The sequence below is a fragment of the Streptomyces sp. NPDC048255 genome (assembly GCF_040652415.1).
Classification (GTDB): Bacteria; Actinomycetota; Actinomycetes; order Streptomycetales; family Streptomycetaceae; genus Streptomyces.
The window spans coordinates 31270-44552 of record NZ_JBEZMA010000041.1 but is presented as its reverse complement, the minus strand read 5'-3'; the positions used below and the strand labels follow the sequence as shown (position 1 = coordinate 44552).

Below are 13283 nucleotides of genomic sequence, written 5' to 3'. Positions count from 1 at the left end.
CTGCGGACCGAGTGCAGGATCGGTCGAATTGACAGGGTCGCGGCACGGGTACGCACCTTACGCTGGGGCGATGAGCGCCCCCCTCGAACCCCGCGTGCCCGAGAAGACCGCACCGGTCCCGCCGACCCCGTCACCCGCCTCCATCCTCGGCCCCGCGTACCGGACAATCAGCGTCGGGATCATCTCCGTCATCTTTCTGATCGCCTTCGAGGCCACCGCCGTCGGTACGGCCATGCCCGTCGCCGCCCGGGAGCTGGACGGGATCGGACTCTACGCCTTCGCCTTCTCCGCCTACTTCACCACCAGCCTCTTCGGCATGGTGCTGTCCGGGCAGTGGGCCGACCGGGAGGGGCCGCTGCGGCCGCTGACCGGCGGGATCGCGGCCTTCGCGGCCGGACTCGTGCTCGCGGGCACCGCCGGCACGATGTGGGTGTTCGTGCTCGGCCGGGCCGTGCAGGGCTTCGGCGGCGGGCTGGTGATCGTCGCCCTGTACGTGGTCGTCAGCCGGGCCTACGAGGAGCGGCTGCGCCCCGCGATCATGGCGGCCTTCGCCGCGAGCTGGGTGGTGCCGTCGATCGTCGGACCGCTGGTCTCGGGGACCGTCACCGAACACCTCGGCTGGCGGTGGGTGTTCCTCGGCATACCCGTGCTGGTCGTGGTGCCGCTCGTCGTCGCGCTGCCGGCCATACGGCGGGCCGCCTCCGGGCCGGTGGGCGGCGAGGGGGTGGCCTTCGACCGGCGGCGGATCCGGCTGGCCTTCGGCATCTCGGCCGGGGCCGGGTTGCTCCAGTACGCCGCGCAGGACTTGCGGTGGCTGTCGCTGCTGCCGGCCGCGGTGGGCGCGGCCCTGCTGGTGCCGGCCGTGCTGGGGCTGCTGCCGCGCGGGACCTACCTGGCGCGGCGCGGCCTGCCGTCGGTGGTGCTGCTGCGCGGGGTGGCCGCGGGTTCGTTCATCGCGGCGGAGAGCTTCGTACCGCTGATGCTGGTCACCCAGCGGGGGCTTAGCCCGACCATGGCCGGGTTCTCGCTGGCGCTGGGCGGGGTGACCTGGGCGGGCGGCTCGTGGGTGCAGTCCAAGGGGCGGGTGGCGCCGTACCGGGAGCGGCTGATGGTGGTGGGGATGGTGCTGGTGGCCGCCGCCGTGGCCGCGGCTCCGGCCGTGCTCATCGAGTCGGTGCCGGTGTGGACGCTGGCGCTGGCCTGGGCGGTGGGGTGCCTGGGCATGGGCCTGGTGATCGGTTCGACGAGCGTGCTGCTGCTGAAGCTGTCGGCTCCGGAGGAGGTGGGGGCCAACTCCGCGTCGCTGCAGATCTCGGACGCGCTGGCCAACGTCGTCCTGCTGGCGGCGGGCGGGGCTGCCTTCGCCGCGCTGGGCGGGGGCACGGTGGGGGCCGCGCACGCCGTCACCGCCGGGGGGACGGCCTCGCATCCCGCCGCGTTCGTGGTCGTGTTCCTGCCGATGGCCTGCGTGGCGCTGGTGGGGGCCTGGGTCGCGACACGGCTGGAGCCGGCCCCTGCGTCCGCCGCAGAGTAGTACCACCGTGGCCCCACCGAGGTGGTACCGTTTTGGTATGGCGATGAACCTGCGTCTCCGCGACGACCAGCAAGAGGCCCTCAAGATCCGCGCTGAGGAAGAGGGCCGCAGCATGCACGCCATAGTGCTTCAGGCGATCGACCGCTACCTCGAACAGGAGGCGGACCGCGAGACGGTCCGCCGGCTGGGCGAGAAGTACGCCAAGGGTCACGCCGACCTGCTGCGCCGCCTGGGGGAGTGAGTGAAGTACCTGACCGTCCAGGAAGCCCTGGACCTGGCGGAGCTCGCCATGGCGGGACAGCAGGTCGCGGTCCGCGACCTGGGCTTGCTCAGCTCCGCCGTGCACCGGCCGCAGTCCCAGATGTTCGGGGTCGAGGCGTACACGGACCTGTTTGAGAAGGCCGGCGCGCTGCTCCAGTCGCTCGCCGTCAACCACCCCTTGGTGGACGGCAACAAGCGCATGGCGTGGATGTGCACCGTCGTGTTCCTCGACTTCAACGGGACCGAAATGATCGACGTCGATCAGGACGAGTCGTACAAGCTGGTGATCGAGGTGGCGACCGGCAGCCTCGAGGACGTGGCGCAGATCGCGCGTCGGCTGCGGGCGCTGCACGAAGCGATGTGACGCTCGCCGCACCGCCCGAGGTCACGGGCCCGTCCCTCCACGAGGGGCGGGCCCGTCCCGGTAGGGTGGCCCGGTTGTCCTACGTACGACTGCCCGTACCAGTACGCGAGTACGCCGAGAGCCCGAACCGGAGACCGTGACTACTACCGCCTCCCACCACCTCTCACCCGCCTTCCCCGGCCGTGCCCCGTGGGGTACGGCGAGCAAGCTGCGCGCCTGGCAGCAGGGAGCGCTGGACCGTTACATCGAGACGCAACCGCGGGACTTCCTCGCGGTCGCGACGCCCGGCGCCGGCAAGACCACCTTTGCGCTCACCCTCGCCTCCTGGCTGCTGCACCACCACGTGGTGCAGCAGGTGACCGTCGTCGCCCCCACCGAGCACCTGAAGAAGCAGTGGGCGGACGCGGCGGCCCGGATAGGCATCCGGCTGGACCCCGAGTACTCGGCGGGACCGCTCAGCAAGGACTACCACGGGGTCGCCGTCACCTACGCCGGTGTCGGCGTGCGCCCGATGCTGCACCGCAACCGCTGCGAGCAGCGCAAGACCCTCGTCATCCTCGACGAGATCCACCACGCCGGTGACTCGAAGTCCTGGGGCGAGGCCTGCCTGGAGGCGTTCGACCCGGCGACCCGGCGTCTGGCGCTGACCGGCACCCCCTTCCGGTCCGACACCAACCCCATCCCCTTCGTCGCGTACGAGGAGGGCAACGACGGGATCCGCCGGTCGTCCGCCGACTACACCTACGGCTACGGCAACGCGCTCGGCGACGGAGTCGTGCGGCCGGTCATCTTCCTCTCCTACAGCGGCAACATGCGCTGGCGCACCAAGGCGGGCGACGAGATCGCCGCCCGCCTCGGCGAGCCGATGACCAAGGACGCCATCTCGCAGGCCTGGCGTACGGCGCTGGATCCGCGCGGCGACTGGATGCCGAACGTGCTGCGCGCCGCCGACCAGCGGCTGACGGAGGTCAGGAAGGGCATCCCGGACGCGGGCGGGCTGGTCATCGCCTCCGACCAGGACTCGGCGCGCGCGTACGCCAAGCTGATCCGCGAGATCACCGGCACCAAGGCGACCGTCGTCCTGTCCGACGACACCGGCGCGTCGAAGCGGATCGACGACTTCAGTGCGAACGAGGACCGCTGGATGGTCGCGGTCCGCATGGTGTCCGAGGGCGTCGACGTCCCCAGGCTGGCGGTCGGCGTGTACGCGACGACCATCTCCACCCCGCTGTTCTTCGCCCAGGCCGTCGGACGCTTCGTACGATCGCGCAGGCGCGGCGAGACGGCGTCCGTGTTCCTTCCGACCATTCCCTATCTCCTCGGCTTCGCCAACGAGATGGAGGTCGAACGCGACCACGTCCTCGACAAGCCGAAGAAGCAGGGCGAGGAGGATCCGTACGCCGAGTCCGAGAAGGAGATGGACGAGGCGAACAAGCAGGAGGACGAGGACACCGGCGAGGAAGAGCAGATGTCCTTCGAGGCGCTGGAGTCCGACGCGGTCTTCGACCGGGTCCTCTACGACGGCGCCGAGTTCGGCATGCAGGCACACCCGGGCAGCGAGGAGGAGCAGGACTACCTCGGCATCCCCGGCCTGCTGGAGCCGGACCAGGTGCAGATGCTCCTGCAGAAGCGCCAGTCGCGGCAGATCGCGCACAGCCGGCGCAAGCCGGACGCGGAGGCCGACCTGCTGGAGCTGCCCGCCGACCGGCGGCCGGTGGTCTCCCACAAGGAGCTGCTGGAGCTGCGCAAGTCGCTGAACACGATGGTGGGCGCCTACGTCCACCAGAGCGGCAAGCCGCACGGGGTGATCCACACGGAGCTGCGCCGGGTGTGCGGCGGCCCGCCGAGCGCGGAGGCGACGGCGGGACAGCTGCGCGAGCGGATCAAGAAGGTCCAGGAGTGGGCCACCCGGATGCGGTGAGTTCATCCGGAATGCGGAACGGGGTCCGTGCGGAGGTTCGCACGGACCCCGTTCCCCTTCTATGCGCGGTTACGCGGTTACGCCGTTACGCGGTGGGGCGGCGGCGACGGCCGGTGCCCGCGACGAGGGCCGCACCCATGGCCAGGGCCACGCCGCTCGCGCCGAGCGCCCACGAGGTCGCCGCGTCGGAGCCGGTCTCGGCGAGCTGGCCGGCGGTGTTGACCGTGCCGGTCGAACCGGAGCCGCTGTTCGGGGTGGTCACGTGGCCGGCCTGCTCGACGGGCTTGGAGCCGCCGTTGGGCTTGGTGGTGTTGCCGCCCTTGACGATCTTCGACTCGGTCCAGACGGTGTCGGACCAGACGTCCTCGTCCTCGTTGCTGCCGCCGGCCACCGCGATGGCGATCTCGCCGGCGGGGGCGCCCGCGTTGAACTTCACGCGGACCTGGAGGTCCAGCTTGGCGTTGTTGGGGATCGCCAGGTCGTCCGTCAGCAGGGCGACGGGGGTGCCGCCGTCGCCGATGATCTCGACGTCGTGCCAGGCGCCATTGAAGAACACCTGGACCCGCACGTCGTCGCCCTGGAGCTCGAGGCTCTCGTTGGCGACGGCCAGCACGAGCACGTAGCTCGCCTGGGGCTTGCCCTTGGTGTTGTCGATGGAGACCGTGAACTTCGTCCAGTCGCCGCCCGCCTTGAAGGTGGACGGGACGCCGTTCAGGCCGAGCTTCGGACCCGTGGCGACCAGGTTCTCGTCCCACTCCAGGTCCTCGTCGGTCTCGGCGACCGGCGGGACGACCGGGGCCGGAGCCGGAGCCGGGGCGTCGACGGGGGGCAGGACCGGGACGACCGGGGCCGGGGCGGCCGGGGCCTCCGCGGCGGGCTGCTCGGCGGCGGGCTTCTCCGCGGCCGGGGCCTCCTTCGCCGGGGTCTCGGCCGCCGGGGCCTCGGCGGGGGCCGAGTCGTCCTTGGGGGCCGTGTCCGGGGTGGAGACCGCCGGGTTCTGGGCCTCGTCGGCCATGGCGGGGGTGGCCATCAGGACCGAGGGGCCGACGACAGCGGCGGCAGCCACGACGGCCAGACGCTTGAAGTTCATGGGTGGGTGAATCCCTCCGTGCGGCACTGGGCGCCGCACGTGAGCACGTCCCCCCCAGGGCCTGTCGAATATCTTTTTGAACGCGCTCAGAGTAATGGGCCTGTAAAGGCCCTGTGTGGAATTTGAGGTCACGAATTGACACCGGTGCGATCATCAACCGGCATAAACGGGTAGCAGGCGCCCGGATTCTGGACGAGCCCTTCCGCTCAGCGGACCCGCTCGCTAATGTCCCCGCATCGAACGCACCGTGGCAGCGCCGCCGCGGGAGCGCAGCCGGTGCCATGGCCGCTACCGGCGGCCTCTCCGTGCGCTGCCGCGGGACCGGCGGCGTGCCACCCCGAGAGTCACCGCCGCCCACCGAAAGAGGGAGAGGCGTCGTGACCGCGGAAACCTCCCAGACTCTCGACAGAGGGCTCAGAGTCCTCAAACTGCTCGCCGACACCGACCACGGTCTGACCGTCACCGAGCTCTCCAACCGCCTCGGTGTCAACCGCACCGTGGTCTACCGGCTCCTCGCCACCCTGGAACAGCACGCCCTGGTCCGCCGTGACCTCGGCGGGCGGGCCCGGGTCGGGCTCGGAGTGCTGAGGCTGGGCCGACAGGTGCATCCGCTCGTACGCGAGGCGGCCCTGCCCGCGCTGCGGTCCCTCGCCGAGGACATAGGTGCCACCGCGCACCTGACCCTCGTCGACGGTACCGAGGCGCTCGCCGTGGCCGTGGTGGAGCCGACCTGGACGGACTACCACGTGGCCTACCGGGCCGGCTTCCGCCACCCGCTGGACCGCGGGGCCGCCGGACGGGCCATCCTGGCCGCCCGCCAGGGCTCCCTGATCGAGCCGGGCTACACCCTCACCCACGGGGAGCTCGAAGCGGGCGCCAGTGGCGCTGCCGCGCCGCTCGTGGGCATCACCGGGCTGGAGGGCAGCGTCGGCGTCGTGATGCTGGCCGATGCCGTGCCGGAGCGGGTCGGGCCGCGGGTGGTCGACGCGGCGCGGGAGGTCGCCGACGCGCTGCGCTAGCCGGGCCGTTTCCGTTTCGCTGCCGGTGCGCTTTCGGGTGCGGCGCCGTTGCCGTTTCGCTGCCGCCGCCGGGCTGGTTCAGGGTGCGGCGCCGTTGCCGGGGGCGCTGCCCCCGGGCCCCCGCGCCTCAAACGTCGGCGGGGCTGGAGATGTGGCGGCGGCGCTGGAAGTGCGCCGGCGGGGCTGGAGATGTGCCCGCGGGGTGGAGGGTGTGCCCGCGGGGCTGGCGGCGTGCGCCCCCGCGCCTACCGGCGGGGCCGGAGGGTGTGCGGGCCGGGCCGCGGTGGCGGGGGATAGATTGGCCGGGTGCTCTCACGCCTCACACGTCTGCCGCGTCCCGTTGCCCTGGCTGTCTGTGCCGTGCCCGTGGTCGGCCTGGTCGCCGTCGCGGGGTTCGCGCCGCTGCCCTTCGTGCTGGCCCAGCCGGGGCTCACGGCCGACGTGCTCGGGGCCCGGGACGGCAAGAACGTCATCAGCATCACCGGCGCCCCCGTCCGGGAGCCCAAGGGGCGGCTCCTCATGACGACCATCCAGGCCCCGGGCCCCTCCGAGAAGGTGGACCTGGGCGAGCTCGTCGACAGCTGGTTCCGGGCCGACCGGGCGGTCATGCCCAAGGAGGCCATCTACCCCTCCGGGCAGACGACCGAGCAGATCGAGGAGCACAACCTGGAGGAAATGACCAGGTCGCAGTCGACCGCCGCCGAGGCCGCCCTCGGATATCTCCACAAGGACCCCAAGGCCGTGAAGGTCGACCTCAACCTCGCCGACGTAGGCGGTCCCAGCGCCGGCCTCCTCTTCTCCCTCGGCATCGTCGACAAGCTCGACGGTGACGGCAGCGGCGGCGACCTCACGGGCGGGCGCACCGTCGCCGGTACGGGCACCATCAGCCCGGACGGCGCGGTCGGCGCGGTCGGCGGGGTGGCCCTGAAGACGCAGGCGGCGCACCGCGACGGGGCGAGCGTGTTCCTCGTACCGGCGGCGGAGTGCGCGGACGCGCAGTCCGAACTCCCCGCGGGGCTGCGGCTGGTCCCCGTCACCACGCTGACCGGGGCGGTGGACGCCCTGCGGGCGCTGAACAAGGGCGAGGCCGTCCCGTCCTGCTGACGGGCCCGCCCCACCGGAGGCGATCAGCCCTCCTTCGATCAGCCCTCCTTGATGAAGCCCTCCTGGACCAGCCAGTCCTTCGCGACCCGGTGCGGGTCCTGCCCTTCCACATCCACCTTGGCGTTCAGCTCCCGCGCCACCTCGGTCGTCAGTTTCTTCGTCACCGGGTTCAGCAGCCTCGTCCTGTGTGTCCGCCCGCGTCCGGCCGCCTGCGGCCCCGTGGGGCGCCGTGCGGCCTCGCGTCGGCCTCGCCTCCGCCTCAGCGGGTGTCGTCCTCGGCCGCCTGTTCGACCAGGGGGATGATCCGCAGGGGTACGGGATTCTCCATGACGATCGCCGTCGAAGCCCGAACGATCCCATCAAAACCGACGACCCGGTCGATCACCCGCTGGAGGTCGGCGTTGGACCGGGCCACCAGCCGGCACAGCATGTCCCCGTGCCCGGTGGTGGTGTGCAGCTCCAGCACCTCCGGTACGCCGTCCAAGTGGGCCCGTACGTCGACCCCTTGGCCCTGCTTGATCTCCAGCGTGGCGAAGGCGGTCACCGGGTACCCGAGGGCCGCCGGATCGACCTGCGGCCCGAACCCGCGGATGACTCCGTTCGACTGAAGCCGGTCCAGCCGCGCCTGCGCCGTCCCGCGCGCCACGCCGAGCCGCCGGGAGGCCTCCAGGACCCCGATCCGGGGCTCGCGGGCCAGCAGGACGATGAGCCGGCCATCCAGGTCGTCGATTCCCATGGGATGCCTCCGGGGGCGCTGGGAGATGGTCATAGTGCACAGATCTCTCAGCCATCCTCCGCCCGTCCTGGGCAGTCTGTACAGCAAAAATGGAAACTATTGCGCAGCTTGTGGATCGGCGGGACTCTGCGCTCATGACTGAGTCTCTGGTGAACCCCGACACCGCCCACCACACCGCGCGTGAGGCGGACCCCTTCCCGGTGAAGGGCATGGACGCGGTCGTCTTCGCCGTCGGCAATGCCAAGCAGGCCGCGCACTACTACTCGACCGCTTTCGGCATGAAGCTCGTGGCCTACTCCGGACCGGAGAACGGCACCCGCGAGACGGCCAGCTACGTCCTGTCCAACGGCGGCGCGCGCTTCGTCCTCACCTCCGTCATCAAGGCCACGACGGACCGGGGCCGCTTCCTCGCCGAGCACGTCGCCGAGCACGGCGACGGCGTCGTCGACCTCGCCATCGAGGTCCCGGACGCCCGCGCGGCCTACGCGTACGCCGTCGAGCACGGCGCGCGCGGCCTGGACGAGCCGTACGAGGTCAAGGACGAGCACGGCACGGTCGTACTGGCCGCCATCGCCACCTACGGCCAGACCCGCCACACCCTGGTGGAGCGCCGCGACTACTCCGGCCCGTACCTGCCCGGCTTCGTCGCCGCCGACCCGATCGTCGAGCCCCCGGCCAAGCGCACCTTCCAGGCCATCGACCACTGCGTCGGCAACGTCGAGCTCGGCCGCATGAACGAGTGGGTCGCCTTCTACAACAAGGTCATGGGCTTCACGAACATGAAGGAGTTCGTGGGCGACGACATCGCGACCGAGTACTCGGCGCTGATGTCGAAGGTGGTCGCGGACGGCACCCTGAAGGTGAAGTTCCCGATCAACGAGCCGGCGATCGCGAAGAAGAAGTCGCAGATCGACGAGTACCTGGAGTTCTACGGCGGCGCGGGCGTCCAGCACATCGCGCTGGCCACGAACGACATCGTCGCCACGGTCCGCTCCATGCGGGCGGCCGGCGTCAGCTTCCTGGACACCCCGGACTCGTACTACGACACGCTCGGCGAGTGGGCGGGCGAGACGCGCGTGCCGGTCGAGACCCTGCGCGAGCTGAAGATCCTCGTCGACCGCGACGAGGACGGCTACCTGCTGCAGATCTTCACCAAGCCGGTGCAGGACCGGCCGACGGTCTTCTTCGAGATGATCGAGCGCCACGGCTCCATGGGCTTCGGCAAGGGCAACTTCAAGGCCCTGTTCGAGGCGATCGAGCGCGAGCAGGAGAAGCGCGGCAACCTGTAGGTTGCGCAGCCGGACCCCGCGCCTCGAACGCCGGCGGGGCCGGGTCGTGCCCGTGACGGGGCTGGGTTGCCGCGCAGCGGCAATTCCAGCCCCGCCGGCGTTCGAGGCGCGGGGTGCGGGGCGGAGCCCCGGTCTTTGAGCCCGGCCAGGGATCGAGGCGCGGCCGCCGTCAGCGGGACGAGGGAGCCGGGCTGGGCTTCGGGGTCGGCTTCGCCGCAGGCGGCTCGGCAGGCGGCTTCGGCTTCGCCACGGGCTTCGCCACGGGTTTCGCCGCCTTCGGGAGTTCCGGCGCCACCCACGGAGTGGCCGGCTGGAGGTTCTCCGGACCCCCCGGCGGCGGCTGCCCGATCGACGCCAGCGCCTGCTTCGCCAGCGGCCCCCGCAGCGGGGAGAAGTGCGGGTTCGTCCGCAGCGCCTCCTGGAGGTGGCGGCGGGCCGCCGCCTCGTCGCCCAGGGCGCGCTCGATCATCGCCCGGTGATACGCGAAATCCGCGCTCCGCAGCCCCAGCTCCGTGGCCTTCTTCGCGTACTCCAGCGCCGCCGAGTCCTCGCCCGCCTTGTGCAGCGCCCACCCCAGCGCGTCCGCGACCTGCACGCTCTTGTGCCGCGACCACTCCTGCGACAGCCGCCGCACCGCCGCCCCCGGATCGCCGTGGTCCGCCTCGTACAGGCCCAGCACCACGTCGTCGTCGACCCCGTTCGTGCCGGCCCGGGCGACCAGCGCGCCCAGCATGTCGTACGGCGTACGCGCCTCCTCCCCGCGCCCCATCGACTCCAGCAGCTCGCCGAGCTCCAGCGCGAGGCGCGGCTCGGGGGTCCGCCCCAGCGCCATCCGGTAGTCCCGGACCGCCTCCCCGCCGCGCCCCAGCGCGGCCAGCGCCCGGGCCCGGCCGCCCAGCGCCTGGGCCTGCGCCGGGTCCGTGCGCAGCGCGCCCTCGTACTGCCGCAGCGCCTCCGCCGTCTCGCCCCGCTCCCACGACAGCTCACCGAGCCGGAACAGCGTGTACGCCTTCTCCGCCGGGGTCTTCGCCGCGCCCGCCGCGTGCTCCATCGACATCGCCGCGTCCTCGCGCCAGCCGCGGTCCCGGTAGACCTGGGAGGCCCGGAGGTACCCGGCGAGGCCCGGGTGGAGCTCCAGCAGCCGCTCCATCGCCTTCTGGGCGCCCTTGTAGTCGCCGAGGCCGGTGTACGCGTCCACGAGCACCGGGTACGCCGTCCACCGCTGCGGCGCCTGCGCCCGTACCAGCTCGCCCCACTTCTTCCCCGTGCCGAAGTCCCGCCGGGCGTTGGCCAGCGCGCCCATGCCCGTCATCGCGTCGAAGTTGCCCTTCTCGGCCGGCCGGACCTCCAGCGACCGCTTCAGCGCCTTCTCCGCCTTCGGGAACCAGCCCGGATCCGCGGTCCGCCGCGCCTGTTCCAGGTACGCGGAGCCCAGGACCGCCCAGGAGGCGTCGTCGTCCCCGTGCTGCGCCAGCCACTTCTCCCGGTCCGCCATCAGGGCCGTCAGGTCCACCGCCGCCGCGGGCGCACCCATGCCGACCGCCGACGCGGCCCGCTCGCTCGGCCCCGGCGGGCGGGCGTCGTCGCCGGTGCGGGCCGGCCGGATCAGCAAGGCCCCGGCGATCAGGACCACCGCCACCGCGGCCGCCACGAGCGTCTTGCGGCCGGTGAAGGTCACGGGCGGCGCCGGCTGCTGCGCTTCCTCGTCGATACGGTCGAAACGGTGCATGGGGTCACTGTGCGTCAATATGAAGAGCTCGCCGAGGTGTCCGAAGAGGGGCGCGGGCGTGTTCACACCGATGGCCCCGGCTGCCACGCTGAGCCCATGGATGACGATCTCTCCACCCACCCCTCTCCCTCCGCCGCACTCCACGCGCGCCTGCTGGCGGGCCTCCCGGCCGAGGCCCTGCTCACCGACCCCCAGGTGACCGCCTCCTACGCCGGCGACATGGCCGGCTTCTGCGCGGCCGGCACCCCGGCCGCCGTCGTCCTGCCCCGCACCGTCGAACAGGTCCAGCACGTCCTGCGCACCGCCACCGCCCTACGGGTCCCCGTGGTCCCGCAGGGAGCCCGTACGGGCCTGTCGGGCGCCGCCAACGCCTCCGACGGCTGCATCGTGCTCTCGCTCGTCAAGATGGACCGGATCCTGGAGATCTCCCCCGTCGACCGGATCGCCGTCGTCGAACCGGGCGTGGTCAACGCCGTGCTCTCGCGGGCCGTCGCCGAACAGGGCCTGTACTACCCGCCCGACCCCTCCAGCTGGGAGCAGTGCACCATCGGCGGCAACATCGGCACCGCCTCCGGCGGCCTGTGCTGCGTCAAGTACGGGGTCACCGCCGAGTACGTCCTCGGCCTCGACGTGGTCCTCGCCGACGGGCGGCTGCTGCGCACGGGCCGGCGTACCGCCAAGGGAGTCGCCGGATACGACCTCACCCGGCTCTTCGTCGGCTCCGAGGGCAGCCTCGGCGTCGTCGTCCAGGCCGTCCTCGCCCTGCGGCCCGCGCCGCCCCGGCAGCTCGCGCTGGCCGCCGAGTTCCCCTCCGCCGCGGCCGCCTGCGCCGCCGTCTGCGCCGTCATGGAGGCCGGACTGACGCCCTCCCTGCTGGAACTGATGGACCGTACGACCGTCCGCGCCGTCAATGCGCTCGGCAAGATGGGCCTGCCCGACACCACCGAGGCCCTGCTGCTCGCCGCCTTCGACAGCCCGCACGCCCCCGAGGAGCTGGCGGCCGTGGGGGAGCTGTGCACGGCCGCCGGGGCCACCGCCGTCGTCCCCGCCGAGGACGAGGCGGAGTCCGAACTGCTGCTCCAGGCCCGCCGGATGTCGCTGACCGCCCTGGAGACCCTGCGCCCGGCCACGATGATCGACGACGTGTGCGTACCGCGCTCCCGGCTCGCCGAGATGCTGGACGGGACGGCCGCCGTCGCCCGGACGCACGACCTGCTCATCGGGGTCTGCGCGCACGCGGGCGACGGCAACACCCACCCGGTCGTCTGCTTCGACCCGGCCGACGAGGACGAGACGCGCCGGGCCCGCGCCTCCTTCGACGCGATCATGGCGCTGGGACTGGAACTGGGCGGGACGATCACCGGCGAGCACGGGGTCGGGATCCTGAAGAAGGAGTGGCTGGCCCGGGAACTCGGCCCGGTGGGACTGGAGATGCAGCGCGCCGTCAAGCACGCCTTCGACCCGCTGGGCCTGCTCAACCCCGGCAAGCTCTTCTGACGTACGCCGCCCCGGCCCGCGGCCCGCGGCGCGCGGCCCGTACGCCCGCCCTCACAGGTCCCCGTCGGACGACTCGTCCGACGGCCACGGGTCGCGCAGCCACAGATCGTCCGCCGGGGTCGGCGTGAGCAGCTCGGCCAGCGCCGCGTCCAGGCCGAGCCGCTCGGCCTCGGTGCCGGGCGGCACGATGCGCAGGGTCCGCTCCAGCCAGGCCGACACGGAGGGGGCGGGGGCCTCCAGCAGGGCGTCGCCGTCGGGGGAGCTGAGCGCCATGCAGAGCACGGACCGATTGTCGACCTTCGTGGGCCAGATCCGGACGTCGCCGTGGCCGCAGGGCCGGAACACGCCCTCCACCAGCAGTTCGCGGGCGAAGGTCCAGTTGACCGGGGTGCTCGAACCGGTGTGGAAGGTGATGTGGACGGCGTACGGGTCGTCCGTGAGGTAGAGGAGCCGGGCGGGGACGGGGACGCTGCGCTCGGGGGACAGGACCAGCTTGAGTTCCAGCTCGCGCTCGATGACGGGGTGGTGCATGACGGCCTCACTTCGGTGCGCTCGTGTGCGCTTCGCTTCGGTGTGCGGGGCCGGATCGCGCCCCACACCCGGAGAGAGCTCCGGGGTGCCGGGGTATGACGCGACTTCTGGCAGGGAAAGAGAGATTGGCTGATTTCTGTCGGGTGACCGGAAACAGTCGTATGGCCCGGGGTTCGCCCGAAGGCTTGCATTCTCCCGTTACCGGACC

General features: G+C 72.2%; 12 protein-coding genes and 1 pseudogene. 8 read left to right on the top strand and 5 right to left on the bottom strand.

Translation table 11 applies throughout. The features are described 5' to 3' along the window. Positions 1-70: 70 nt before the first annotated feature. The 4 genes from AB0D94_RS26910 (at position 71) to AB0D94_RS26895 (ending at position 4080) form a co-directional block, all read left to right on the top strand. Complete coding sequence (locus AB0D94_RS26910) at positions 71-1534, top strand: MFS transporter (protein ID WP_362056418.1); 1464 nt, start codon at positions 71-73, stop codon at positions 1532-1534. A 43-nt stretch (positions 1535-1577) separates the two neighbouring features. Next, complete coding sequence (locus AB0D94_RS26905; protein WP_362056460.1) at positions 1578-1775, top strand: Arc family DNA-binding protein; 198 nt, start codon at positions 1578-1580, stop codon at positions 1773-1775. After that, on the top strand, positions 1776-2159 hold the full coding sequence (locus AB0D94_RS26900; protein WP_362056416.1) for a type II toxin-antitoxin system death-on-curing family toxin: 384 nt from the start codon (positions 1776-1778) through the stop codon (positions 2157-2159). Positions 2160-2295: 136 nt separating this feature from the next. Further along, on the top strand, positions 2296-4080 hold the full coding sequence (locus AB0D94_RS26895; RefSeq protein ID WP_362056414.1) for a DEAD/DEAH box helicase: 1785 nt from the start codon (positions 2296-2298) through the stop codon (positions 4078-4080). An 85-nt stretch (positions 4081-4165) separates the two neighbouring features. Here AB0D94_RS26895 and AB0D94_RS26890 read toward each other — a convergent pair whose 3' ends face one another. Next, on the bottom strand, positions 4166-5170 hold the full coding sequence (locus AB0D94_RS26890; RefSeq protein ID WP_362056412.1) for a hypothetical protein: 1005 nt from the start codon (positions 5168-5170) through the stop codon (positions 4166-4168). A 377-nt stretch (positions 5171-5547) separates the two neighbouring features. Between AB0D94_RS26890 and AB0D94_RS26885 the strand changes: the two genes are divergently transcribed. Further along, complete coding sequence (locus tag AB0D94_RS26885) at positions 5548-6189, top strand: helix-turn-helix domain-containing protein (protein WP_007264382.1); 642 nt, start codon at positions 5548-5550, stop codon at positions 6187-6189. A 306-nt stretch (positions 6190-6495) separates the two neighbouring features. Next, complete coding sequence (locus AB0D94_RS26880; protein WP_362056409.1) at positions 6496-7293, top strand: S16 family serine protease; 798 nt, start codon at positions 6496-6498, stop codon at positions 7291-7293. 38 nt (positions 7294-7331) lie between these two features. On the opposite strand, the pseudogene AB0D94_RS26875 reads toward AB0D94_RS26880, so the two are convergent. Further along, positions 7332-7469 (bottom strand): annotated as a pseudogene (locus AB0D94_RS26875) (glycine betaine ABC transporter substrate-binding protein); the annotation flags it as partial. A gap of 83 nt (positions 7470-7552) precedes the next feature. After that, a complete protein-coding gene (locus AB0D94_RS26870; protein WP_362056407.1) occupies positions 7553-8029 on the bottom strand; it encodes an Lrp/AsnC family transcriptional regulator in 477 nt (158 codons plus the stop codon). Between the two features lie 134 nt (positions 8030-8163). Here AB0D94_RS26870 and hppD point away from each other — a divergent pair, with 134 nt between their 5' ends. Next, positions 8164-9318 carry a 4-hydroxyphenylpyruvate dioxygenase gene (gene hppD, locus AB0D94_RS26865; protein ID WP_362056405.1) on the top strand — a complete coding sequence of 385 codons (1155 nt, stop codon included), beginning with the start codon at positions 8164-8166 and terminating at the stop codon, positions 9316-9318. Between the two features lie 169 nt (positions 9319-9487). Here the strand turns inward: hppD and AB0D94_RS26860 are convergent, their stop codons facing one another. Beyond that, the gene (locus AB0D94_RS26860) at positions 9488-11047 is read right to left on the bottom strand and encodes a tetratricopeptide repeat protein (protein WP_362056403.1); all 1560 of its coding nucleotides are present in this window, start codon (positions 11045-11047) and stop codon (positions 9488-9490) included. A 96-nt stretch (positions 11048-11143) separates the two neighbouring features. On the opposite strand from AB0D94_RS26860, the gene AB0D94_RS26855 reads away from it, so the two are divergent. Beyond that, positions 11144-12544: an FAD-linked oxidase C-terminal domain-containing protein gene (locus tag AB0D94_RS26855; RefSeq protein WP_362056401.1), complete on the top strand. Its 1401-nt coding sequence runs from the start codon at positions 11144-11146 to the stop codon at positions 12542-12544. A gap of 51 nt (positions 12545-12595) precedes the next feature. Here the strand turns inward: AB0D94_RS26855 and AB0D94_RS26850 are convergent, their stop codons facing one another. Continuing rightward, a complete protein-coding gene (locus AB0D94_RS26850) occupies positions 12596-13075 on the bottom strand; it encodes an SsgA family sporulation/cell division regulator (protein WP_362056399.1) in 480 nt (159 codons plus the stop codon). Between the last annotated feature and the right edge of the window lie 208 nt (positions 13076-13283).